Origin of the sequence: Streptomyces sp. NPDC006691 (assembly GCF_042869955.1) — a bacterium.
Taxonomy (GTDB): Bacteria; Actinomycetota; Actinomycetes; order Streptomycetales; family Streptomycetaceae; genus Streptomyces.
This window is the reverse complement of sequence record NZ_JBIAGW010000031.1, coordinates 18,696-41,504: the sequence shown is the minus strand read 5'-3', so window position 1 is coordinate 41,504 and position 22,809 is coordinate 18,696. Positions and strand designations below refer to the sequence as shown.

20 protein-coding genes and 1 riboswitch are annotated in these 22,809 nt (G+C 71.5%); of the genes, 10 read left to right on the top strand and 10 right to left on the bottom strand.

Annotated elements, in window-relative coordinates; all coding sequences use genetic code 11:
- Positions 1 to 10: 10 nt before the first annotated feature.
- The 6 genes from ACFYNP_RS36080 to ACFYNP_RS36055 all read right to left on the bottom strand — a co-directional run bounded on the left by ACFYNP_RS36080 (position 11) and on the right by ACFYNP_RS36055 (position 5,967).
- Positions 11 to 1,354, bottom strand: coding sequence for an LLM class flavin-dependent oxidoreductase (locus ACFYNP_RS36080; protein ID WP_388791481.1), 1,344 nt, complete (start codon positions 1,352 to 1,354; stop codon positions 11 to 13).
- A complete protein-coding gene (locus ACFYNP_RS36075; protein ID WP_388791479.1) occupies positions 1,351 to 2,247 on the bottom strand; it encodes an ABC transporter ATP-binding protein in 897 nt (298 codons plus the stop codon). The genes ACFYNP_RS36080 and ACFYNP_RS36075 overlap by 4 nt, the downstream gene beginning before the upstream one ends.
- Positions 2,223 to 3,080: an ABC transporter permease gene (locus ACFYNP_RS36070; RefSeq protein ID WP_388791477.1), complete on the bottom strand. Its 858-nt coding sequence runs from the start codon at positions 3,078 to 3,080 to the stop codon at positions 2,223 to 2,225. Before ACFYNP_RS36070 ends, ACFYNP_RS36075 begins: the two co-directional genes overlap by 25 nt.
- Positions 3,077 to 4,147, bottom strand: a complete 1,071-nt coding sequence (locus tag ACFYNP_RS36065; protein ID WP_388791475.1) for an ABC transporter substrate-binding protein — start codon at positions 4,145 to 4,147, stop codon at positions 3,077 to 3,079. The genes ACFYNP_RS36070 and ACFYNP_RS36065 overlap by 4 nt, the downstream gene beginning before the upstream one ends.
- 350 nt (positions 4,148 to 4,497) lie before the next feature.
- Positions 4,498 to 4,653 (bottom strand): hypothetical protein, encoded by a 156-nt coding sequence (locus ACFYNP_RS36060; RefSeq protein ID WP_388791473.1) that lies wholly within the window; start codon positions 4,651 to 4,653, stop codon positions 4,498 to 4,500.
- Between the two features lie 54 nt (positions 4,654 to 4,707).
- Positions 4,708 to 5,967 carry an ROK family protein gene (locus ACFYNP_RS36055; protein WP_388791471.1) on the bottom strand — a complete coding sequence of 420 codons (1,260 nt, stop codon included), beginning with the start codon at positions 5,965 to 5,967 and terminating at the stop codon, positions 4,708 to 4,710.
- Positions 5,968 to 6,415: 448 nt separating this feature from the next.
- On the opposite strand from ACFYNP_RS36055, the gene ACFYNP_RS36050 reads away from it, so the two are divergent.
- The 3 genes from ACFYNP_RS36050 (at position 6,416) to ACFYNP_RS36040 (ending at position 10,892) form a co-directional block, all read left to right on the top strand.
- Positions 6,416 to 7,045, top strand: a complete 630-nt coding sequence (locus tag ACFYNP_RS36050; protein ID WP_388791469.1) for an SRPBCC family protein — start codon at positions 6,416 to 6,418, stop codon at positions 7,043 to 7,045.
- Between the two features lie 215 nt (positions 7,046 to 7,260).
- Positions 7,261 to 8,094: an FAD binding domain-containing protein gene (locus ACFYNP_RS36045; protein WP_388791467.1), complete on the top strand. Its 834-nt coding sequence runs from the start codon at positions 7,261 to 7,263 to the stop codon at positions 8,092 to 8,094.
- Positions 8,091 to 10,892, top strand: a complete 2,802-nt coding sequence (locus tag ACFYNP_RS36040) for a molybdopterin-dependent oxidoreductase (protein ID WP_388791465.1) — start codon at positions 8,091 to 8,093, stop codon at positions 10,890 to 10,892. Before ACFYNP_RS36045 ends, ACFYNP_RS36040 begins: the two co-directional genes overlap by 4 nt.
- 29 nt (positions 10,893 to 10,921) lie before the next feature.
- On the opposite strand, the gene ACFYNP_RS36035 is transcribed toward ACFYNP_RS36040, so the two are convergent.
- On the bottom strand, positions 10,922 to 11,470 hold the full coding sequence (locus ACFYNP_RS36035; protein ID WP_388791463.1) for a molybdopterin-dependent oxidoreductase: 549 nt from the start codon (positions 11,468 to 11,470) through the stop codon (positions 10,922 to 10,924).
- 568 nt (positions 11,471 to 12,038) lie between these two features.
- On the opposite strand from ACFYNP_RS36035, the gene ACFYNP_RS36030 reads away from it, so the two are divergent.
- From ACFYNP_RS36030 to ACFYNP_RS36020, 3 genes are all read left to right on the top strand, one after another.
- Positions 12,039 to 13,130, top strand: coding sequence for a methyltransferase domain-containing protein (locus ACFYNP_RS36030; protein ID WP_388791461.1), 1,092 nt, complete (start codon positions 12,039 to 12,041; stop codon positions 13,128 to 13,130).
- A gap of 199 nt (positions 13,131 to 13,329) precedes the next feature.
- Positions 13,330 to 14,001 carry a pyridoxal 5'-phosphate synthase gene (locus tag ACFYNP_RS36025; RefSeq protein ID WP_388791459.1) on the top strand — a complete coding sequence of 224 codons (672 nt, stop codon included), beginning with the start codon at positions 13,330 to 13,332 and terminating at the stop codon, positions 13,999 to 14,001.
- 91 nt (positions 14,002 to 14,092) lie between these two features.
- Positions 14,093 to 14,869 (top strand): class I SAM-dependent methyltransferase, encoded by a 777-nt coding sequence (locus ACFYNP_RS36020; protein WP_388791457.1) that lies wholly within the window; start codon positions 14,093 to 14,095, stop codon positions 14,867 to 14,869.
- A gap of 92 nt (positions 14,870 to 14,961) precedes the next feature.
- Here the strand turns inward: ACFYNP_RS36020 and ACFYNP_RS36015 are convergent, their stop codons facing one another.
- The 3 genes from ACFYNP_RS36015 to ACFYNP_RS36005 form a co-directional block, all read right to left on the bottom strand.
- Complete coding sequence (locus ACFYNP_RS36015) at positions 14,962 to 16,110, bottom strand: hypothetical protein (protein ID WP_388405084.1); 1,149 nt, start codon at positions 16,108 to 16,110, stop codon at positions 14,962 to 14,964.
- Positions 16,111 to 16,492: 382 nt separating this feature from the next.
- The gene (locus ACFYNP_RS36010) at positions 16,493 to 17,248 is read right to left on the bottom strand and encodes a CbtA family protein (RefSeq protein WP_388405082.1); all 756 of its coding nucleotides are present in this window, start codon (positions 17,246 to 17,248) and stop codon (positions 16,493 to 16,495) included.
- 18 nt (positions 17,249 to 17,266) lie between these two features.
- Positions 17,267 to 17,488, bottom strand: coding sequence for a CbtB-domain containing protein (locus ACFYNP_RS36005; protein ID WP_100576377.1), 222 nt, complete (start codon positions 17,486 to 17,488; stop codon positions 17,267 to 17,269).
- 39 nt (positions 17,489 to 17,527) lie between these two features.
- Positions 17,528 to 17,661, bottom strand: a riboswitch (cobalamin riboswitch).
- 683 nt (positions 17,662 to 18,344) lie between these two features.
- Between ACFYNP_RS36005 and ACFYNP_RS36000 the strand changes: the two genes are divergently transcribed.
- The 4 genes from ACFYNP_RS36000 to ACFYNP_RS35985 all read left to right on the top strand — a co-directional run bounded on the left by ACFYNP_RS36000 (position 18,345) and on the right by ACFYNP_RS35985 (position 22,780).
- Complete coding sequence (locus ACFYNP_RS36000) at positions 18,345 to 19,754, top strand: family 2B encapsulin nanocompartment shell protein (protein WP_388791455.1); 1,410 nt, start codon at positions 18,345 to 18,347, stop codon at positions 19,752 to 19,754.
- Positions 19,755 to 19,963: 209 nt separating this feature from the next.
- Positions 19,964 to 21,247 carry a family 2 encapsulin nanocompartment cargo protein terpene cyclase gene (locus tag ACFYNP_RS35995; protein ID WP_388791501.1) on the top strand — a complete coding sequence of 428 codons (1,284 nt, stop codon included), beginning with the start codon at positions 19,964 to 19,966 and terminating at the stop codon, positions 21,245 to 21,247.
- Positions 21,248 to 21,264: 17 nt separating this feature from the next.
- Complete coding sequence (locus ACFYNP_RS35990) at positions 21,265 to 22,146, top strand: geranyl diphosphate 2-C-methyltransferase (RefSeq protein ID WP_388791453.1); 882 nt, start codon at positions 21,265 to 21,267, stop codon at positions 22,144 to 22,146.
- Between the two features lie 376 nt (positions 22,147 to 22,522).
- Positions 22,523 to 22,780: a hypothetical protein gene (locus ACFYNP_RS35985; protein ID WP_388405075.1), complete on the top strand. Its 258-nt coding sequence runs from the start codon at positions 22,523 to 22,525 to the stop codon at positions 22,778 to 22,780.
- Positions 22,781 to 22,809 lie beyond the last annotated feature (29 nt).

The window sequence follows — 22,809 nt, the reverse complement described above, 5'->3', positions numbered from 1 at the left end:
CGGTCGTGGGTCAGACCCGGCTGAGGGCCGGGACGGTGTGCTGGTTGGCGGGGCGGGGCAGGCCGTAGCGGTCGCGCAGGGTGCCCCGCGGGCCGTACTCGGTGCGGAACAGGCCACGCGCGCGCAGGATCGGCACGACGTGGTCGACGAAGAGTTCGAGGCCGGACGGCAGCACGGCGGGCATGATGTTGAAGCCGTCGGCGGCGCCCAGGCTGAACCAGCTCTCGATCGCGTCGGCCACTTGCTCGGGCGTGCCGGCGAAGGTGAGATGGCCGCGCCCGCCGCCGAGGCGGCCGATGAGCTGACGGACGGTCAGATGCTCGCGACGGGCGAGTTCCACGACCAGGGTGTAGCGGCTCTTCGCGCCCTCGATGGCGCTCTCCGGCGGCAGTCCGGCCGGGAGTTGGGAGTCCAGCTCAAGGACGCCGGGCTCCAGGTGCAGCAGCCGTTCGAGGCGGTGGAGGCCGTGCTCGTGCACGATGTGGTCCTCCAGGACCTGCTCGTGGTCGCGCGCCTCGGCCTCGGTGGAACCGATGACCGGCACGATCCCGGGCAGGATCTTGAGGTGCTCGGGGTCCCGGCCGGCCTCCCGGGCCCGGCTCTTGAGGTCGGCGTAGAAGGCCTGCGCGTCCCCGAGCGTCTGCTGGGCGGTGAAGACGGCCTCCGCGTACCGGGCCGCGTACTGCTTGCCGTCCTGCGAGGAGCCCGCCTGCACGAGCAGCGGATAACCCTGCGGACTGCGCGGGACGTTGAGCGCACCCTCGACGCTGAAGTACGTCCCCCGGTGGCGCGGTGGGTGGATCTTGCCGTCGTCGCCCCAGACGCCGGCCGCCTTGTCCGCGACGACGACGTCGTCCTCCCAGCTGTCCCAGAGCTTGAGCGCCACGTCCAGGAACTCGGCGGCGCGTTCGTACCGGGTGGCGTGGGCGGGTTCGTCGTCCAGCCCGAAGTTGCGGGCGGCCTCGGCGCCCGCGGTGGTCACGATGTTCCAGCCGGCCCGGCCGCCGCTGATGTGGTCGAGCGAGGCGAACCTGCGGGCAAGGTTGTAGGGCGAGTTGTACGAGGTGGAGGCGGTGGCGATGAGGCCGATGTGCTCGGTCGCCACGGCCAGGGCGGTGAGCAGGGTCAGCGGTTCGAGGACGCCCGCGGGGCGCTGGCCGACATGACTGAACAGGACCGGCCCGTCGGCGAGGAAGAGTGAGTCGAAGGTGCCGCGCTCGGCGGTGCGGGCGAGCTCGCGGTAGTGGTTCAGGTCGACGCTCGCGTGCGGGTCGCTCTCGGGCAGCCGCCAGGACGCCTCGTGGTGCCCGGTGCTCATCAGGAAGGCGTTGAGGTGGAGTTGGCGCCGGGTCACTGGGGGTCCTCCTGGTGCTGGGCTCGATCTGGATAGGTGCGCTCTGCATGGGCTGGATAGGTGCGCTCTGTATGGGCGCGCTCTGGACCGGGGCGCTCTGGACGAGGGCGCTCTGGGTGGGCACGCTCTGGACCGGGGCGCTCGTGGCGTCGTTCCTCGTGTGCGGTCACGCCGAGTGCGGCGAGCAGGCGTTCGCGGTAGTCACCGAGGAGCGGATCGCGGTACGAGCGCGGGTGCGGGCGGTCGATGGTGAGGTCCACACCGATGCGGCCCCGGTCGAGGACCAGGACCCGGTCGGCGAGGACGATGGCTTCGTCCACGTCGTGCGTGACGAGCAGCACGGAGGGCCGGTGGCGCTGCCACAGCTCGCGGAGCAGCACGTGCATCCGGATGCGGGTGAGCGCGTCCAGGGCGCCGAACGGCTCGTCGGCCAGCAGCAGTTCGGGGCGGCGCACCAGCGAGCGGGCCAGTGCGGCGCGTTGTGCCTCACCGCCGGAGAGCTCGTTGGGCCAGGCCCGCTCGCGGCCCGCGAGGCCCACCTCGGCGAGGGCTTCTCGGCCCCGCTCGGCTGCTTCCTTGCCGTCCGTGCCCAGCAGGACGTTGTCGAGGACGCGGCGCCAGGGCAGCAGCCGGGAGTCCTGGAAGACCACCGACACCCGTTCCGGGGCGGCCAGTTCACCGGTGCCGGTGACCTGATGGTCCAGTCCGGCGATGGCGCGCAGCAGGGTGCTCTTGCCGGAGCCGCTGTGGCCGAGCAGGGCCGTGAACTGTCCGGCCGGGATGTCGAGGTCGATGCCGTCGAGCACCGTGCGTCCGTCGAAGGACCGGGTGAGCCCGGTGAGCCGGACCGCCGGGGCCTGGACGGTGGTCAGTTGCTCAGTGTGCGTCGCCATGACAGCACCCTCCGTTCGACGAGACGGACCGCGCTGTCGGAGACGAGGCCGAAGACGCCGTAGATCAGCAGTCCGACGAGGATGATGTCGGTGCGGCCGTAGTTCTGGGCCTGGAACATCAGGTAGCCGAGGCCGCTGGTGGCGTTGATCTGCTCCAGGACGACCAGCGAGAGCCAGGACCCGGTCACCCCGAGCCGGAGCCCCACGAAGAAGCCGGGAAGGGCGCCGGGGACGACGATCTGCCGGATGAAGCGGAGCCTGGACAGGCCCTGGACCTCGGCCAGTTCGACATAGCGGTGGTCGATGCCGGACAGCGCGGCGTGCAGGTTGAGGTAGATCGGGATGTAGACGACGATGGCGATGATCGCGATCTTGAAGGTCTCGCCGATGCCGAGCCAGAGGATGAACAGCGGGATCAGGCCGAGGGTGGGGATCGCCCGGTTGAGCTGGACCGTCCCGTCGATGAGCGCCTCGCCGACCCGGCTGAGCCCGGCCGCGAGGGCGAGGACCACTCCGGCGGTGAGCCCGAGGGCGAAGCCGTAAGCGGCGCGTTCCAGCGAGGTGAGCACATCGGTGGACAGGGTGCCGTCGCTCCACAGCTGCCCGGCGGTGCGCAGCACCGTCCAGGGCGCCGGGATCGCGGCGGGGTCCAGCTGTCCGGCGGCGGACGCGGCGGCCCACACGGCGAGGACGAGCCCGGGGCCGATCAGCCGCGCGGCGGGCAGCCGTTTCCCGGGCGCGAGCGCGCGGCGCCTCGGCCTGCGGACGGGGGCCGCCGATGCGGCCGGCGGGGACACCAAGGGGGTGGTCGCGGTGGTGGTCACGGCCGTCACCTCTGGTACTCGGCCGGGACGGCCTTGGCCGCGAGCCCCTCGAAGCGGCGGTCGAAAAGCGAGTCGACCTGGAACTTCTTCACGAAGCCGCCCTCGGCGAGGAGGTCCGCGGTGTCCTGCTCCCACCGGATCGACTCCTCCCAACTGGGCGGAAACAGCGGCTTGTTGGCGAGCGCGGTGATCGACCGGGCCTGGCCGGGAGTGAGGTTCTGGGTCTTGACGTAGAACTCCTGGTTCCAGACGTCGGGGTGTTCGTACGCCCACACCTGGCCCTTGGCCCAGCGCGGTACGTACGCGGCGACCGCGGCGGCCTTCGCGGGGTCGGCGAGCACGGCGGCCGGCGCCCACAGCAGGTTGAGCAGGTCGACCACGCCGGTCGTGATCGTGTGCGCGCCCTTGGGCCCGTACTGCTTCAGGTAGGCGGGGGCCTGGCTGTTGGCGAGCGGGGCGATGTCGACCTGGCCGGCCTGGAGCGCGGTGAAGAACTGGTTGCTGGTCAGCGGTACGAGCTTCACGTCGTCATGGGTCAACCCGGCCTGTTTCAGGGCCCGTAGCAGGACGACGCCCTGCGCCTGCCCCTGTGAGAAGGCCAGCTTCCTGCCCTTGAAACCCTGGACGTCCTTGATGTCGCTGCCGGGCTTGGTGGCGAAGACGTAGGTCGGCTTGCGGGTGATGTCGATCGCGACGATCTTCGCGTCGTAGCCCTGGAAGTGCGCCTGGATCGGGGGGATCCCCGCGTTGTTGGCGACGTCGAGGGACTTGGCGCGGAAGGCGTTGATGACATCGGGGCCGGCTCCGGTGTTCACCCAGTCCGACACGGTGAACGGCAGGTCGTCCAACCCGGCCAGTTTGAACTGGAGTTGCTGGACGCCCTGGTACGAGGCGATCTTCAGACGGGTGCCGGCCGGGACGGCGGTGGACAACGGGGCCGACGCGGCCTTCTTGGTCACGGTGTCGGCCTGGGCGCCCGCACAGCCGCTGAGACCGGCAGCGGCGGCGACGCCCAGCAGGGAGGACAGGAACAGCCGCCGGTCGACACCGGGCACGGCTGGGGGCACTGGTGGCATGGCAGGACTCCGTGATGGCAGCGTGATGACAGGAGGAAGAGAAAGGCGCGCGCAATTGCGCGCGGGCAGGGCAGGGCCGGAAAATGCGGAATGGAAAACACGTCGGCGAAATCCGGACGTGTCGCGGAAGTGAAATGCGGCGCACGCCGTCAGCGGGCCAAGAGGCCAGGGCGCCCGAATGCCGACGGCGGGTCAGGACACTGCCGGACGCCGGCGCGCGGGTGACCGTGGACGTCGTCAGCGCGCTCAATCGCCTTCCGCGACGCGTCAATTCACCGATAGGTCAGCGACAGGGACTTCGGGACGTCAGCGACAGAGGCTTCGAGTGCGGCTGCGCGCGCGGCGGCACATCAGCAACACAGGGTGCGGCCGATCCGCATCAGGTCGATGACCCGGCACCTGGTCAGCAGAACCGGTCGGCAGGGCGTCGGCGCGGCACCGGCGCTCCGGTCGCGGACCTGCCGCGACCGGATAGCCACCGGGGAGAATTCCTGCGCGCTGCTCATGCCGAGAATCCTCGCTTCCGCCCACAATCCCTGTCAACATTCGGAGTTTCTGAATTAATTCGGCTCCATGGTTCTCCTGGCGGGCTTCGCGACCCTCCCCCTCGACGCCTCCGGTACGCCCAGCGGATCCCGGTACAGGACGTCGAGCGCCACCGAACCCCCGGCCACGGCGAGGACGGAATCCGGGAAGCTGCTCGGCACGACCAGCGCGTCCCGGCGCCCCACCGCATCGCGCAGCGCGGTGCGGCAGTCCTGCCGGTACATGACGCCGATCTCGGTGACGACGACGGTCTCCGGGTTGAGGACGTCCAGCAGCAGCCTGGCCGCCTGTCCGACCATCCTGGCCCGCTCCACGAGGAGGCGCACCGCGGCCGGATCCCCGTCGGCCGCCGCCCGCACCACGTGCACCGGATTCGCCGTGCGGATGACCTGGTGTTCGCGGGCCCGTCGGCACAGGGTGCGTTCGCTCAACTCGGCCTGGAGACAACCGGTTCGGCCGCACTCGCACGGTTCCGTACCACCCGCGAGCGGAAGGTGGGCGATGGCGCCCGCCTGCGAACGAGGGCCGTGGTGCACCTCGTCGTGGGTGGCGAAGGCGGCGTCCACCACGTTGCCGACGAACAGGTGCAGCATGCTCCGGCTCCCGCGGGCCCGCCCGAACAGCCGCTCCGCGTTCACCAACGCCCGCGCGTGGCCGTCGACTTGGACCGGAAGACCGGTGCGCTCACCGATCGTGTCGCGTACGGGTACGTCCCGCCAGCCGAGGAGGGCGTGCTCCACGACGGTCCCGGAATCCCGGTCCACCCAGCCGCCGGCCGCCACCCCGACACCCAGCGGGACACGGTCTTCGGCGTCGGACAGCAGCGCGCCGAGCGCGTCGGCGGCGTTGCCGAGGACGCGGTCGGGCTCGGTGCCCTCGCCATGGCTCAGACGCCGCTCCGCGACCACGCGCCCGCGCAGGTCGAGCAGGGCGACGCTGGTGTACGGCACCGCCACGTGCACCCCGCCGACCACGAACCGGTCGGCGTCCAGATCGACCGGCACATGGGGCCGACCCGCCCCTTTCGGACGCCGGGGTGCCGCGGTCTCCCGGATCAGGCCGAGCGCGTCCAGGCGTGCGCAGTGGTCGGTCACCGACGCCGGGGAGAGGCCGGTCAGGCGGGCGATGGTGCTGCGGGCGACGGGGCCGTGCTCAAGAACGGAACGCAGCACCGCGCTGGCGCTGGTACGGCGCCGGGCACCGTCCGCGGCCCGGCGCGCCGCCGGGATGGTGGATGGGTCGAGCAGGGGAAGGGGGGCCGCTGAACGGGACATGGGGTACTTCCTCGGGGAGCTGGTCCGACACCGCGCCGTCGCGTACTCGGCGGATCCGGGCTCGCTGCTCCCGGCCGCCTCAGTCCGGGCGACAGGTGGCCGTGCCCTGGCGCCGCAGGTCGACATAGCGACGCGACGCGAAGTTCTCAGCCTGCGGAACCATGGCCCGAAGCTAGCAAACCGGGCCGTCGCCGCCTAGAGGCCGCCCACGGTACGGACTCCCCGGACGGACCCCCCCGGACGGACTCCCCCCGCGCCCCGCACACCGGAACGTCGGCCGAACGTCGGCCATCCCGACTTTCGGCCGAAGCCCCCTCCGCCCCCTCCACCCGCTTCGCCCACTCCGCCCCCGCCAGTTAGACGCTCTCACCAAGGTTGTTGACGACCCTTTCGCGTGCTGTTAGAACTTATAACGAACGGCAAGCCATTTCACTCAGAGGATCACGCCATGCCCAGCACCCGCCATGTCCGCACCGCCTTCGTCGCCGTCCCGCTCGCTCTCGCCGCGCTCGGCGCCACCGCGGCGCCCGCCGGGGCAGCCTCCCGGCCCGCCGGCTCCCTGACCTGCCGCGGCGAGGGCGTCGACCCCGACGCCGCCGTCCGCTACCGGACCCAGACCGTGATCCACGCCCCGCTCAGCACCATCTGGAAGCTCCAGACCGAGGTGGGGCGCTGGCCCTCCTGGCAGTCCCCCGTCGCCACGACGGAGCGGCTCTACCACGGCCCCCTGCGCCCGGGCGCGGCCTTCCGGTGGACGACCCCCGTCCCGCCCAACCCCTCAACTCCCGCCACCAGCCTGACGATTACCTCGACCGTCCGACAGATCAAGCACAACGCGTGCATCCGCTGGACCGGCCCCGCGGTGGGCGAGGGTCTGCACATCGACGGTGTCCACGTCTGGAACTTCAGCAAGGTCAAGGACGGCGTTCTCGTCCGTACCGAAGAGACGCACACCGGCCCGCAGGTCGATGCCCATGTGCCCGCCGCGACCAAGATCCTCGGCGACGGCCTCGAAGGCTGGCTGCGTGACCTGAAGACCGCGGCGGAGGCTCACCACGGCGGCGGCCGCTCTCGCTGAACCCGGGCCAGGACAGGGCCGCCGCGCCCCTGGGGCACGGCGGCCGAACGGCCGCCGCCTTTCGGCCGCGCGGCACTCCCCCCTGGTGGACCCTGGTGATTCCTCCAGGGCACCGCCCCCCACAGGGCCGTTTTCCGTGTGCTGAACCAGTCGTTTTCAGCCTTCCCCCGGGCTTCACTGGCCTGGATGGCACGGCCGAAGGGCGTTGGGGAGACATGGATCTGAACACGGTGGCGGACGTGCGGGACGCACGGCTTCGCGAGCCCTGGCAGCCGGGGGACGCATGGCTGGGCGGGGGCACCTACCTCTTCTCCGAGCCGCAGCCACATCTGCGGCGCCTGGTGGATCTGAGCCGGATGGGCTGGGAGCCGCTGATCCTCGATCCGGACGGATCCCTGGAGATCGCGGCAACCTGCACCATCGCGCAGCTGTACCGGTTCGGGCGGACGTTCTCCGCCGAGGCCGCTCCCCTGTTCTCGCAGTGCTGCCGGGCCTTCCTCGCCTCGTTCAAGATCTGGAACATGGCGACCGTCGGCGGGAATCTGTGCAACGGGCTGCCGGCCGGGCCCATGATCTCGCTGACCGCGGGACTCGACGGCTCGTGTCTGCTCCAGTCCCAGACCGGCGCGACGCGCAGCGTGAAGGTCGTCGACTTCATCACCGGCGCGGGCCGCAAGGTCCTCCAGGAGGGCGAGCTGTTCCGCTCGGTCACCCTGCCCGCCCGCGCCCTCAACTGCCGTACCGCCTACCGGCAGGCGTCCCTGTACGGGCTCGGCCGCTCGGGCGCCCTGGTCATCGGCACGCTCGACCCGGTCGACGGGTCGATGGCGGTCACGATCAGCGCGGCGACCGTACGGCCGTTCCGGCTCTGGTTCCCGCTGCCCCCGGACCGGGCCGAGCTGCGGCGGGTGATCGAGGCGACCGTCCGCGAGGAGGACTGGTACGACGACATCCACGGACTGCCCGAGTGGCGGCACCACATGGGGCTGCGCCTCGCCGAGGAAGTGCGCAGCGAACTGACTCAGCTCTCCAGGGACGGTGTGCGATGAGCTTCGACATCGAGGTCAACAACCAGCGCTTCGAGGCCGAGCCTCGCGCCGGCCAGTGTCTGCGCACCTATCTGCGCGAACGCGGCTGGTTCGGCGTGAAGAAGGGCTGCGACCAGGGCGACTGCGGGGCCTGCACCGTCCACGTGGACGGCGAACCGGTCCACAGCTGTCTGTACCCGGCGGTACGGGCCGAGGGCCGCAGCGTCACCACGGTCGAGGGGCTCGCCTCGCCGGAAGGCGAACTCCACCCCGTACAACAGAAGTTCCTCGACGCGCAGGGATTCCAGTGCGGCTTCTGCACCGCCGGATTCCTGATGACGACGGCCGCCCTCGAAGCCGAGCGGGGCACCGAGCACGACGACGGCAAACTCGCGGACCTGCCCCGCGCGTTCAAGGGGAACATCTGCCGCTGCACCGGCTACCGCGCCGTCGAGGACGCGGTGCGCGGTGTGCGGCACACCGAACGCCCCTGCGCCGGCAAGGCAGTTGGCAAGAGTCTCGGCGCACCGGCGGGCCCCCAGGTGGTGACCGGCACCGCGCGCTACACCTTCGACGTCGAGGTGCCGGGCCTGCTGCACCTGAAGCTGCTGCGCTCCCCGCACCCGCACGCCCGCATCGTCTCCATCGACACCACCGAGGCGCTGCGCGTACCCGGCGTACACGCCGTCCTCACCCACCACGACGCGCCCGCGACCCTCTACTCCTCGGCCCGCCACGAGCACCCCACCGAGGACCCCGACGACACCCGCGTCCTCGACGACACCGTCCGCTACGTGGGCCAGCGCGTGGCCGCCGTCGTCGCCGACAGCGAACAGGCCGCCGAGGTGGGCTGCCGTCGGGTGGAGGTGGTCTACGAGCAACTCCCGTACGTCGTCGACCCGGAGAAGGCGATGGCCCCGGGCGCCCCGGTGATCCACAAGGGCAAGGGGCCCGAGGTGCGGATCGCCCGCGTGGAGAACAACGTGGCGGGCGAGGTGCACGGCGAGATCGGCTGTGTCGCGGACGGCTTCGCCGAGGCCGACGTGATCTACGAGGAGACCTTCCGCACCCAGCGCGTCCAGCACGCCAGTCTGGAGACCCACGGCTGCGTCGCCTACTTCGAGCCGAAGGAGGACGGCACCGGCGAGCGTCTCACCGTCCGCTCCTCCACCCAGACCCCGTTCCTGACGCGCCGCGCCCTGTGTGCCCTGTACGGCCTGCCCGAGGACGAGGTCCGGGTCGTGGCGGGACGGGTGGGCGGCGGCTTCGGCGGCAAGCAGGAGATGCTGACCGAGGACATCGTGACGCTGGCCGCGCTCAAGCTGCGCCGCCCGGTGAAACTGGAGTACACCCGCGCCGAGCAGTTCTACGGGGCCACCACCCGCCACCCCTTCACCATCGGCATCAAGGTCGGCGCCCGCGCCGACGGCCTCCTGACCGCGATCCAGATGCGTGTGGTCTCCAACACCGGGGCGTACGGCAACCACGGCCCCGCGGTGATGTTCCACAGCGTGGGTGAGTCGTTCGCCGTCTACCGCGCCCCGCACAAGAAGGTGGACGCGTTCTCGGTCTACACCAACGTGGTGCCGGCGGGCGCCTTCCGGGGCTACGGCCTCGGCCAGGTCACCTTCGCCGTCGAGTCGGTGATGGACGAGCTGGCCCGCCGGCTCGGCATCGATCCGCTGGTCTTCCGGGAGAAGAACATCATCGGTCCGGGCGAGCCGATGCACAGCCCGATCGGCGAGGAGGAGGACCTGCACATCGCCTCGTACGGCCTCGACCAGTGCCTGGACGTCGTGCGCAACACGCTGGCAGAGGACGAGAGTTCGGCGAAGGCGCCCGAGGGCTGGCTGGTCGGGCAGGGCACGGCGATGGCGATGATCGCGACCGGTCCGCCCGGCGGGCACTACGCCGACGCCCGGGTCTCGCTGCTCTCCGACGGAACGTACGACATCGCGGTCGGCACGGCCGAGTTCGGCAACGGCACCACCACCGTCCACAAGCAGATCACCGCGGGCGCCCTCAACACCACCGAGGACCGGCTCACCGTCCGGCAGTCCGACACGGACGTCGTCCGCCACGACACCGGCGCCTTCGGCTCGGCCGGCACGGTCGTGGCCGGCAAGGCCGTACTCCTGGCCGCCGGTTCGCTGGCCGAACGGCTGCGGACCTTCGCGGCGCGGCACACCGGGGTGGCCCGCCACCTGTGCGTGCTCGGCGCGGAGGCCGTCGACTGCGCGGGCCGTGTGGTGACGCTCAAGGAGCTGCACGAGGCGGCCGTCGCGGCGGGCGCCGAGGAGGAGATCGCCGCCGACGGCCACTGGGGCGGCTCACCCCGCTCGGTCGCCTTCAACGCCCAGTGGTTCCGGCTCGCCGTGGACCCCGGCTCCGGCGAGATCCGCATCCTGCGCAGTGTGCACGCCGCCGACGCCGGCAAGGTCATGAACCCGATGCAGTGCCGGGGCCAGGTCGAGGGCGGTGTCGCCCAGGCGCTCGGCGCCACCCTCTTCGAGAACGTGCGCGTCGACGACCGGGGCGAGGTCACCACCGCCGCGTTCCGCCGCTACCGGCTGCCGCAGTACGCGGACGTGCCGCGCACCGAGGTCCACTTCATGGAGACCACCGACGCCATCGGGCCGCTCGGCGCCAAGTCGATGAGCGAGAGCCCGTTCAACCCGGTGGGCCCCGCCTTCGCCAACGCGCTGCGCGACGCCACCGGCATCCGGTTCACCGAGCTGCCGGTCACCCGGGACCGCGTCTGGCTCGCCATGGACCAGCGGCGGCGGGCGATGTCCGAAGGGGCCTCGGCCGGCACCTGATCACCACCGGCCGACCGTTGCGGGCGGCGCTACTCGTCCTCCTGGTACGAGTGGCGCTGCTCCGTCCAGGGGTCGGCCAGATTGTGATAGCCCCGCTCCTCCCAGAACCCACGCCGGTCCCGGGTCATGTACTCGATGGCCCGCAGCCACTTCGGCCCCTTGTAGCCGTACAGATGGGGTACGACGAGACGCAGCGGAAAGCCGTGCTCCACGGTGAGGGGCTCGCCGTTGTGGTGGGTGGCCATCAGGGTCCGCTCCGAAGCGAAGTCGGCGAGCCGCAGATTGGCGTTGTATCCGTACTCCGCCCAGGCCATGACGTGGGTGACCCGCGGGTCGGGCGGCGCGAGCTCCAGCAGGACGGACGCGGGTACGCCGTAGAACTCGTGGCCCAGCGTCGTGGTGCCCGAAGCGCAGTGCAGGTCCGTGGTGACCGTGGCCGCGCGCAGGGCCATGACCTCGTCGAAGCTCCAGGTGTACTTCTCCCCCGTGGCGGTGGACCCGAAGACCTGGAGGTTCCAGCGCTCGGCACGGAATCGGGGCACCGGCCCGTAGTGCGAAACCGGCCACCCCTTCACCACCCGCTGCCCCGGCGGAACGGGCCGCCCTCCCGCGGGAACCGGCCCCCGCTCCGGCGGAACGGGCCCCTGCCCCGGGGGGACGTATTCACTGCCCGTCACGCGACTCACCCTTCTTCTGCACCCGCAACAGCAAGATCAAAACACCCACTTGCCTCGCAAATGCTACCCCGTACGCCATGATCCCCTCTTGGATGATTGACCGTACCCATACCGGCCATACGGGCCTGTTTCTGTGTCCTGCTCCAGTAGCCCGCCCCCGGTGGCCCTTGCTTCACTTGGGGCACCGGGACGGGGCGGTTGAGTGGCTCTCGCCGCCGCGGGACACCCGGCAGGAGGCCCCACGCCGTTCGCGGTTCGGCGAGGGGCCTCCTAAGGATTCCCCGCAGGGATCCCTCCGGCACCCACAGGGATTTCGTCGGCATCCGTAGGGATTTCTCCAGCCACCAGCCCCGGCGGGACACGGCATCTCAGCACCAGAGATGGTCTGGCATATGCGCATCGAGTGGGCGCATCCTTGCGTAGATGCCAACCGGTGTGGCCGGAAGGGCTCGTAGGTGAGGAGTGCGCGATGGCCGTGGTCGTCATGCAGCAGGCGTCCGCCGAGACCCCCGCGGCGGTGAGCGGGGCGATCGGCGCGGCAGGTCTCACCGTCCGTCGCGTGCCGCTCGGGGAAGGCACGACCGGGCCGCTCGGACTCGGTGACGTGGAGGGCCTGATCCTGCTGGACGCCCCCGGCCCGGCCGACACCGTCACACCGGCCCTGGTGCGGGCGGCACTCGCCGCGCAGGTGCCGGTCCTGGCCCTGGGCGGCGGCGCCGAGCTGCTGGCCGACTCCGCGGTGCGGGCCGCCGCGACGGGCGCGCCCCGCGGATGCCCGGAGCCGGCCCCGGCGGCCGTCACCGACCCGCTCTTCGCCGGGCACGAGCCGCCACCCACGGCATTCCGCCTCGGCGGCAGCGCGTGGGGCGTGCGGTCCACCGGGGAGCCGGGGCACCCGCCGGACGCCACCTGCGGTGAGACGATGGCCCAACTCCTCGGCCGCTTCGCCGAGTTGGCGGCTTTCCGGGCCGAACACACCACCACCAGGACCTTCTTCACCCAGCGGGCCGACGCATGGGAGGAGCGCTTCGCCTACCAGGCCCCCGCCTATGCCGCCGCCGTCACCCGCATGCGACTGCGGCCCGGCACCACGGCCATGGACCTCGGGTGCGGCACCGGGCGTGCGATGCCCGCCCTGCGGGAGCTGGTCGGACCGCACGGCCGGGTCGTCGGTGTCGACGTGACACCGGCCATGCTCTCCGCCGCCGCCCGGCACGGCCGCACCGAGCACGGTCACCTCCTGGCGGCCGATTGCACCCGGTTGCCCGTGCCGCGCCGTTCCGTGCAGGGCATCTTCTCGGCGGGGCTCCTGGACCACCTGCCCGATCCCCGCGCCGCCCTCACCGAATGGGCCCGCGTCGCCGCTCGCGACTGTGTGCTCCTGCTGTTCCATCCCTCCGGGCGCACCGAGCGTGCGGCCCGGCACGGGCGCCCGCTCGACCCCGCCGACCTGCTCGCCGAGCACAATCTGCGTCCCGCCCTGACCGCGACGGGCTGGCGCCTGGACGAGTACGAGGACGCCTCGGGGCACTTCCTGGCACGGGCGGGACTCGTCGACTGACCGAAGGAGCGAACTCGTCAGGACCGACGGAGAGAACAAGCCGCGACAACCGCACCCCTCCGCTTGTCCCTACCTCCAAAGATCGCCGCGCGAATGCCACCACCGTTGGGCCATCAACCAAGCATCTGCCAGATAATTGTCGAATTTCGGCCGCAGATGCAGGATGGACCCAGACGGTCCGCCGCGGAGGAGGCAAGAGATGGACGACGGGGATCACGGCATTGCCGTGCGTGCCTGGCTGCGGGACATCGCGGTGTTCGCGGGGCCGCTTCCCGAGTTCGAGCCCCAGCAGGCACCGGCCGATCCTACGACCCTGTTCCTGTCCTGGCTCGCGCAGGCCGTGCGGGACGGCTTGCGCGAGCCGCACGCGATGACCCTGTCGACGGTCGACGAGTCGGGCGATCCGGACGCACGCGTCCTGATCCTCAAGGGGGCCGACGCCTTCGGCTGGCAGTTCGCCGGACACGGCTTCAGCCCCAAGGGGCGCCAGCTGACGGTCCATCCGCGGGCCGCGCTCACCTTCTACTGGCCCGAGCACGGGCGGCAGGTCCGGCTGCGCGGAGCGGTTGCGCCCGGATCCCCGAAGGACAACGCGCCCGACTTCCTGGGCCGCTCGACGACCGCCCGCGCCGAGTCGCTGCTCGGCCGCCAGAGCCAGTACCTGGCGGACACCGCCGAACGCGACCAGGCTCTGGAGAAGTCCCTCGCCCTGGTCGAGAGCGAGCCGGCGCTGGTCGACTCCGCCTGGACGCTCTACACCCTCGCCGCGACGGAGGTGGAGTTCTGGCAGGCGGCCAAGAGCCGCGTCCACACCAGGCTGCGGTACGAGCGGACCGAGCGGGGCTGGGAACGCTTCCAGCTCTGGTCGTAGCACCCCTGCCGGTCCCCCGCTCCCGCCCGGCACAACCGATGGGCGCGCGGGACCCCTTCCACGGTTCCTGCTCACGAAGCGAGGCAAACCCATGACCACACGCACCGAGGACGGCAGCGCCGGAGACGTCGACTACGGCGCCATCGGCTCCGGATACGCCTCCTACCGCCGCCCCGACGAGCGGATCGCCCGGCGCATCGCCGAGGCGCTCGGCGACGCCCGGACCGTCCTCAACGTCGGCGCCGGCGCGGGCTCCTACGAGAACGCGGCGCAGGCCGTGACGGCGGTCGAGCCGTCGGAGTCGATGCGTGCCCAGCGGCCCGCCCGCCTCGTGCGCGCCATAGACGCCGTCGCCGAGAACCTGCCGTTCACGGATGGGGAGTTCGACGGGGCGATGACGCTGTTCAGCGTGCACCAGTGGTCGGACGTGCGGGCCGGGCTGCGCGAGATGCGGCGGGTGGCCCGCGGCCCCGTGGTCGTCCTCACCTGCGATCCGGCCCTGGTACGGGACTTCTGGCTGTACCGGTACGCGCCCGAGGTCCTGGACACCGAGGCCCGGCGCTACCCGGCCGTCGAGGAGGTGGTCACCGCGCTCGGCGGCGACTGCACCGTCGAGAACGTGCCCATTCCGCTGGACTGCACGGACGGCTTCAACGAGGCCTACTACGGCCGTCCGGAGAGGCTGCTCGACCCGGCCGCCCGCCAGGCCTGCTCCGCCTGGAGCTTCGTCGACGACCTGGCCCGCGAGCGCTTCGACACCGCCCTGCGCCGCGACCTGGCCTCCGGCGCGTGGGACGAGGAGTTCGGCCATTTGCGCGACCAGCCGGTCTACGAGGGCTCGCTGGTGATCGTGCGGGCCATGCCGTAAGCGCCGTACGAGGACAGCGGACGCTCGGCGGCTCGTGCACGGGGCTGCTCGACCCGGCGTGAGCGGCGGCCCCGCGCCGAGGGTCCGGCCTGCTACTTGTTCGGCCCCCGCAGCCGCCCGAACGCCTTCGTCAGCCCGCTCAGCGGCGAGGCCTCAGCCTTGTCCGGCCTCGGGCCCGGCAGCCGGGGAGCGTCCACGCCGGGCGCCTCGGCCAGGGCGGCGTGGGCCGCCTCCGCCGCCTCGCGGTAGAGGTCGCGCTGGTGGGTCATGGCGTCCAGCGCCTCGGCGTACTGGGCGACCATGGCCTGGGCGTGGGCCAGCTCCTCGTGCGGGTCGAGCAGGTGCCAGCCCCTGCGCAGACGGGTCAGCGCCTGCTCCGCGTCCGCCGTGAGGATCTGCGGCATGGCCGCGAACTCCCGGATCCTGTCGAGGAGTTCGGTCGGTTCCGAACCGTCGAGGAAGACGCTGCGCACCGTGAAGCGGTCCGCGTCGTACCACGTGCCCGGAGGCACCGTGGGCAGCACGACGCCGCCGCCGCGCGGCATCCGCACGCTCAGCTCGCGCTTCATCGCGTGGTCGGCGATCTGTGCCTGCTCCGGCGTGCCCCGGTGTTCGATCACCCGGTGGCGCAGGCTCGGCGGGAGGAAGGCGGAGATGGGCCGCTGTCCCCGCGCGTCCGGCGTCATCGCCTCGTGCACCACGACGTGGACGTACCAGCTCTGCCGGGTGCACTCCCGCAGCAGGTGGCGCAGCTCGTCGTCGTCCTTCGGCAGGTGGTTCGTGGTCCGCAGCCGCAGGTTCGCCACCGTGTCGTGGTCCCAGTCGATCTGGTCGCTGTCCGGCCAGAACATCGTGGCGGGCGACGGCCAGTGCGCGTCCCAGGCCCGCTCGGCCTCGGCGGCCAGGACCCAGGTCACGCCCTCGTCGGTCTTGCGACGGCTGTCGGGCTCGTACGTGGTCAGCTGTGCGCGCACGGTGACGTCGCCGGACACCCGCCAGCGGGCCTCGAACAGGCGGCGGGCCGACGGGCCGGGGTCGGCGGACTCGTCCCGCGGGTACAGGACGGTGGGGCGCGCCGCCTCGACGGGGTCGAGGTCCAGGAAGTCGTCCAGCACGCCGGCCGCCTTGAGGGCGATCAGGTTGCGCCGGACGTCCCGCTCGGGCTCGGGCCCGAGGTGGCGCCCGCGCCCCAGCCACGCGGTGTCGGGGACGGTGGTCGGGGAGGTGCTGTTCTTGGCCATGGAGTCGTTCTGTGAGTGATCGGGGCCCGACCAGTATGCTCTGTGGCTCCCTCGATGCAAGCGGCCCCGCCTTCCCGGCCGCGGCGCCCTCTCGCGCCTGTCCGCATATACCGGTCATTCCCGTCCGCCCCTACCGGTCGAGTCGGCGTCCGGCGGTCGCCGCGGGAGACCGGGATCGGGGCCGGCGGCCGGGAGGATCCCTTGGACGGGCGAGGCCGGCTGGGCGGGAGAATGCGGAAACCCGGCGGGCCCCCGGATCGATCCGGGGGCCCGCCGGGCGTGTCCTGGTACCTCGTGCGGCGGAGCGCCGTGCCTGCCGCGGCGTCCCGAAGGACGCCGCACGGGGTGCCCGCAAGGGCTCAGCGGCTGTCCGCGGAAGGAATCAGTTCGCGGCCGGTACCCCCGCCGCGGGCACGGCCGCCGGCTTCGGGTTGAGCAGGCGCTCCGCCAACTCGCCGAAGATCAGGCCGAGTCCGCCCCACAGGGTGGCCTGGATGGCCAGCGCGGAGAGCCGGAACCGCCACAGCAAGGTGGCGGGGAAGTCGGCCGGCACCTCGTTGATGACCGGCAGGAACGCGTAAGCGAGGCCGATCACCAGCGCGAAGGCCGCCAGTGCGACGACCGTGGCGTACCAGGTGCCCAGGCGCGGCGCGAGACGCTTGCCCAGAATGGTCGCGGCGATCGCGAGGAGCACGCTGAGCACCATCATCAGGAAGTACAGGGAGGTCCGCTTGCCGATGGTGTCGGGGTCGCCGACCGACGGCGGGTTCGCCGGGTACTTCAGGAACGGCACGACGTACACCGCGAGCAGCGCCGCTCCCGACAGGAGCAGTGCAGTGGCGCGCGCGGAGAAGCGCCCGACCCGGCCGAGCGCGAAGCAGAACGCGAGCGCGGCGATGCCGCCGAAGGCGATCCCGTAGACCAGGACGCCGGTGGCGAGGCCCGCGGTGGACTGGAGGGAGCGGGAGACCAGTTCGACCTCGTGCTCGTGTGCCGGGGCGTGTGCCTCCTCGAAGCCGATGGCGCTGTCCACGCCGGGCTCACCGAGGAAGTACGCCACGACGAGGGCGAGCAGGCCGGCGCCGAGGCCGGCGAGCATGCCCCGCACGAGGAGGTTTCTGACCGTTGCGGAGTTCATGGATGTTCGGCGTCCCTGTCAGTGGCAGGGGAAGCCGAGCAGGTGGCGGGCGTCGTGGACCCACTCGTGGACACCGGCGCCGCTGACCAGGGAGGTGGCGCCCTGTTCGGCGCCGACGAAGTACAGCAGGACCAGCATCAGGATGCCGAAGAAGGCCGCCCAGGGGACGACGGCGCTCAGCGGCAGCTTCGCGGGAAGGGTGGGGGTGGTGGCAGTCGGCTGGGCGACATGCTGCGCCATGGCAGGGGCCTCCTCTGGGAGTTCGCGTCCCATCTCGGTGGTGCACATGACGACGGCTACGGGTCTGACTCCGATCCGCCTCTCCTGGGGCGACTCGTTCACAGTGGCGCGACCGTGCCGGAATTCCACCGGCTTCCGTTCTGACGTCGTCGATATCCAACTGAAGGTACCGCGCGGCCGGGAAGCGGCCAAGACCACGCCACTTGGCGTGATCTTCCTCTCCCGCCGACCGCGAACTCGGGCCCGGAAAGGCCCATTTCGGCCATCGCGGCCCGGATCGGGTCAAGGTGTCGCACGGGGCGCACGGGCGCGGACGTCACCTCGCTGACCTGTGGTCGCTCCGCGGGATGGGCGGTCCGCCACCTGGGTGCCCACCGGGCGGACTCCGCAGGACGAGGGTCGCCCCAGGGCGTTCACGCGTCCGGTCCGGCCGCAAGCCCGGATCCTGCGCACAGGACGACGGGCCGTGACGCGTTTCTGACGCCTCGGCGCGAAGCGAGCGCGCGACAAAGGGCGGGACACGCACGGTCCGGGCGGCCGCTCTACCTCCCCCAACTGCGCGAACGGCCTGGCTTCAGGCCTGCGCGCGCCACCTCCGACGCCCCGTACGAGAGCCGACGGCAGGTCCGGACGGAACGTTCAGCCTGACCGAATCCCGACGGTACGTGGGCAAACATCGCGAAGGCGCGATCATCGTATCGAGTTAATGTCCCCGGCTTCCCTTGGTCCGGGGGGCGAACCGGCCGTTAGTGTCCTTCTGGTCCCGGACGGAATCCGTTCGTATACCCCTTTCGTACCTCTTGCCCCGTGCATCCGCATGCCCGCTGCCGCCCCCCGACCGAGGAGAGCTCGCCCGATGACTGTTGATTCGCGCCCGGACACTCGGCTGGAGCCGCCACGGCAGTCCCTGGGCACGGCGGCCGCGCGCAACCTCGCCACCACCACCAAGTCCGCCCCGCAGATGCAGGAGATCAGCGACCGCTGGCTGCTGCGGATGCTGCCGTGGGTCGAGACCAAGGGCGGGGTCTACCGGGTCAACCGGCGCCTCACCCACACCGTCGGCGACGGCCGGGTGGAGTTCGTCCAGGACGGCGCCGCGGTCCGGGTGATCCCGCGCGAGCTGGGTGAACTGGCGCTGCTGCGCGGCTTCGACGACGTGGAGGTGCTCACCGCCCTCGCCGATCGCTGCGTCCAGCGGGACTTCTCGGCCGGCGAGACGCTGGTGGAGGAGGGCACCCCGGCGGACCGCCTGCATCTGATCGCCCACGGCCGCATCGGCCAGACCTCGGTCGGCGGGTACGGCGACGAGCTGTCCTTCGATGTACTCGGCGACGGCGACCACTTCGGCGAGCACGCCCTGCTGGACGAGGACGCCCGCTGGAAGCACACCGCGACCGCCGAGACCTCGGGCACCCTGCTCACGCTCTCCCGCGCCGACTTCGCGGGAGTGCGCTCCTCGGCACCGGAGCTGCGGGACCACGTGGAGACGTTCGTCTCGCTCCCCCGCCGACGGCAGAACCACAAGGGCGAGGCCGAGATCGCGATGGCGGCCGGCCACAAGGGCGAGCAGGAGCTGCCGGGCGCGTTCGTCGACTACGAGGCGGCGCCGCGCGAGTACGAGCTCTCGGTCGCGCAGACCGTTCTACGGGTCCACACCAGGGTCGCCGACCTCTACAACGGGCCGATGAACCAGACCAAGGAACAACTCCGGCTCACCATCGAGGCGTTGCGCGAGCGCCAGGAGCACGAGCTCATCAACAACCGGGAGTTCGGACTGCTCCACAACGCCGACTTCAAACAGCGGCTCCAGCCGCGCTCGGGCCCGCCGACCCCGGACGACATGGACGAGTTGCTCTGCCGCCGGCGCGGCTCCAAGTTCTATCTGGCCCACCCGAGGACGATCGCGGCGATCGGCCGCGAGTTCAACGCCTGCGGTCTGCGCCCCGCCCAGGTCGATCTCGACGGTCGGTCGGTGCAGGCGTGGCGCGGGGTGCCGATCCTGCCCTGCGACAAGATCCCCGTCACCGAGGAGCAGACCAGCTCGATCCTCATCATGCGTACCGGCGAGGACAACCAGGGCGTCATCGGGCTGCGGCAGACCGGTCTGCCGGACGAGGTCGAACCGGGGCTCTCGGTCCGCTTCATGGGTCTCGACGAGAAGGCGATGACGTCCTACCTCGTCAGCACCTACTACTCCGCCGCCATTCTCGTACCCGACGCGGTAGGCGTCCTGGAGAACGTGCAGATCGCCCGGCGGCCCAGGTAGCCGGCCCGGCCCGTACGCCCCCGCGCGGCCCCGCCCGTCCGCCGGGGCCCGTCGCGCACGCCCGAACCGCCCGGGGACAGCCGCCCACCCCACGAAGGAGTCCTGGATTGCCCGCGCCCGATCTGACACCTCCCCAGTCGAGTCTGCCCGAGGCCGTCGCCCGCTTCGGGGCGTACACCCTCGCCGACGCGGCGGCCCGTGCCCGTGACATCCAGGCCGCCACGGGCGCGCCCCCAGGCGTGCCGCCCCAGACCGCCGCACCTGTTCCGGCGACACCCCCCGCCATCGCGGTGCCGACCGGGCCGCCGCCTCCCGCCATCGCGCCGGCCGCGACCGCGCCGCCATCGCCCGCGCCCCCCGGGGTACCCGCGGCCGAGGCGCCGGACGTCGGGGCGGCGCCGCCGAGCAGCGATCTGGACCGGCTCCTGCGGGGTCCCAGCGGGATCGGCACGTCGGGCCTGCGCCTGACCCTGCGGGAGGAGACGCCCGTACCGGCGGCGCCGCCGGCGGTCGAGGGCACCCCGATCCCGGGCCTCTACCACCACCCGGTGGCCGAACCCGATCCGGTGCGGGTCGAGGAGGTCAGCCGCAGGATCAAGTCCTGGGCGCTGGACGAGGTTTCGCTGTACCCGGACGACTGGGAGGAGGAGTTCGACGGCTTCTCCGTGGGCCGCTACATGGTCGGCTGCCACCCGGACGCCCCGTCCGTCGACCACCTGATGCTCGCCACCCGGCTGATGGTGGCGGAGAACGCGGTGGACGACTGCTACTGCGAGGACCACGGCGGCTCACCCATCGGCCTCGGCGAACGGCTTCTGCTGGCCCACACCGCCCTGGACCCGCTGTACACGACCGGGGAGTACCAGTCGCAGTGGGCCGAGTCGTTGCACTCGGACGCGCCCCGGCGGGCCTACCGCTCCGCCATGGAGTACTTCGTCCGGGCGGCCAGCCCCTCGCAGGCCGACCGGTTCCGGCACGACATGGCCCGGCTGCACCTGGGATACCTCGCGGAGGCGGCCTGGGCGCAGCAGGACCACGTACCCGAGGTGTGGGAGTACCTGGCGATGCGTCAGTTCAACAACTTCCGCCCCTGCCCCACCATCACCGACACCGTCGGTGGCTACGAACTGCCGGCCGACCTGCACGCGCAGGCTGCCATGCAGAAGGTCATCGCACTCGCCGGAAACGCGACGACCATCGTCAACGACCTGTACTCCTACACCAAGGAACTCGACTCACCCGGGCGGCACTTGAACCTGCCCGTGGTGATCGCCGAGCGGGAGGACCTCTCCGACCGGGAGGCCTATCTGAAGTCGGTCGAGGTCCACAACGACCTCATGCGCGACTTCGAGAGCGCGGCCGCGTCCCTGGCCGCCGACTGCCCGCTCCCGAACGTGCAGCGCTTCCTGCGCGGAGTGGCCGCCTGGGTCGACGGAAACCACCACTGGCACCAAACGAACACCTATCGCTACAGCCTGCCCGACTTCTGGTAGGAAGAATGGACTCATCTGTGACCAGCACCGAACTCACCGCCACCGACGCCGCCCTCTTCATCCCCGGCCCGGCGACCCCCTACCAGGGTGACATCGCGCGCTACTGGGACGGGGAGGCCCGGCCCGTGAACCTGCGTCTCGGCGATGTCGACGGTCTCTACCACCATCACTACGGCATCGGCGACGTCGACCACTCCGCGCTCGGCGACCCGGGTGACAGCGAGAGCGAGAAGAAGCTGATCACCGAGCTGCACCGGCTGGAGTCGGCGCAGGCCGAGGTACTCCTCGGGCACCTCGGTGACATCGGGCGCGAGGACACCCTGGTGGACGCGGGCTGCGGCCGGGGCGGCTCGATGGTGATGGCGCACCAGCGCTTCGGGTGCAAGGTCGAAGGTGTCACCCTGTCGGCCAAGCAGGCCGACTTCGCCAACGGGCGGGCACGCGAACTCCACATCCAGGACCATGTCCACGCCCAGGTCTGCAACATGCTGTCCACGCCCTTCGAGACCGGCCAGGCCGCAGGCTCGTGGAACAACGAGTCCAGCATGTACGTCGATCTGCACGACCTGTTCGCCGAGCACTCCCGCATCCTGAAGGTGGGGGGCCGCTATGTGACCATCACCGGCTGCTGGAACCCCCGGTACGGCCAGCCCTCGAAGTGGGTCTCGCAGATCAACGCGCACTTCGAGTGCAACATCCATTCGCGCCGCGAGTACCTGCGCGCGATGGCCGACAACCGGCTCGTGCCGCAGGCCGTCATCGACCTCACCCCGGACACCCTGCCGTACTGGGAGCTGCGGGCCACGTCCTCGCTCGTGACGGGCATCGAAGAGGCGTTCATCAACTCCTACCGGGACGGCTCCTTCCAGTACGTCCTCATCGCGGCGGACCGGGTCTGACCCCTTCGGGCCGGCGCCGGCGACAGCACGGAGAGCGACGCCCCCGTCCGGGGCGTCGCTCTTCCGCGTTCACGACAGGTTCACGGCACCCGGCCGACGGCGGTCGGCATGAAATTTCGGCCGCCCTTGGTTACGGCGTTCCCCTGTTCATACGTTCGGGTTGAGTCGAGGTACGACGCTGGCGCCTCTTGTCCGCACGCCGTGTGGCGCGCCGCCGCGCAGGGACCGGTGATGCGGAGGTGGCGGGCGGTGCGGCGGTGGGCACGGGCGGAGTTCCCGTCCTGTTTTCAGGGATTTCCCGCTCTGGCGAGCACGGCTCGCCCGGTGGTTGCGTTCGAGCCGGCAACGACCGCTGAACCACCCAGAGGAGAACGTCGTGCTCGAACGCGTCTACCGGAAGCTCGTCCTGCTGCTCCCGGGCCGGCCCGACACCACCATCCCGCTGCAGGTGATCGCCCAGACCGCGGTGGTCGGCATCCTCGCCGTCACGGCCCGCTGGGCCTCGGTGCTCGTGACCGCCACGGTGGCGGGTGTGGTGTGGATGGGGCTGCCTCCGGAGGCACTGATGATGGCGGCTCCGGTGGCGTGGGCGGACCGGACCGTGGTCGTCTACCTCCGCGTCACCCGGCTGTAGCCGCACCGGCCGAGAATCGCCCGATCCCG

Bases quoted from the DNA above. Each gene is read 5' to 3' on its own strand.
- ACFYNP_RS36060 (WP_388791473.1), bottom strand. From the start codon at position 4,653: ATGAGCAGCGCGCAGGAATTCTCCCCGGTGGCTATCCGGTCGCGGCAG.
- ACFYNP_RS36025 (WP_388791459.1), top strand. From the start codon at position 13,330: ATGGACGACGGGGATCACGGCATTGCCGTGCGTGCCTGGCTGCGGGAC.
- ACFYNP_RS36065 (WP_388791475.1), bottom strand. From the start codon at position 4,147: ATGCCACCAGTGCCCCCAGCCGTGCCCGGTGTCGACCGGCGGCTGTTC.
- ACFYNP_RS36055 (WP_388791471.1), bottom strand. From the start codon at position 5,967: ATGTCCCGTTCAGCGGCCCCCCTTCCCCTGCTCGACCCATCCACCATC.
- ACFYNP_RS36030 (WP_388791461.1), top strand. From the start codon at position 12,039: ATGGCCGTGGTCGTCATGCAGCAGGCGTCCGCCGAGACCCCCGCGGCG.
- ACFYNP_RS36040 (WP_388791465.1), top strand. From the start codon at position 8,091: ATGAGCTTCGACATCGAGGTCAACAACCAGCGCTTCGAGGCCGAGCCT.
- ACFYNP_RS36015 (WP_388405084.1), bottom strand. From the start codon at position 16,110: ATGGCCAAGAACAGCACCTCCCCGACCACCGTCCCCGACACCGCGTGG.
- ACFYNP_RS36020 (WP_388791457.1), top strand. From the start codon at position 14,093: ATGACCACACGCACCGAGGACGGCAGCGCCGGAGACGTCGACTACGGC.
- ACFYNP_RS36005 (WP_100576377.1), bottom strand. From the start codon at position 17,488: ATGGCGCAGCATGTCGCCCAGCCGACTGCCACCACCCCCACCCTTCCC.
- ACFYNP_RS36050 (WP_388791469.1), top strand. From the start codon at position 6,416: ATGCCCAGCACCCGCCATGTCCGCACCGCCTTCGTCGCCGTCCCGCTC.
- ACFYNP_RS36045 (WP_388791467.1), top strand. From the start codon at position 7,261: ATGGATCTGAACACGGTGGCGGACGTGCGGGACGCACGGCTTCGCGAG.
- ACFYNP_RS36000 (WP_388791455.1), top strand. From the start codon at position 18,345: ATGACTGTTGATTCGCGCCCGGACACTCGGCTGGAGCCGCCACGGCAG.
- ACFYNP_RS36010 (WP_388405082.1), bottom strand. From the start codon at position 17,248: ATGAACTCCGCAACGGTCAGAAACCTCCTCGTGCGGGGCATGCTCGCC.
- ACFYNP_RS36075 (WP_388791479.1), bottom strand. From the start codon at position 2,247: ATGGCGACGCACACTGAGCAACTGACCACCGTCCAGGCCCCGGCGGTC.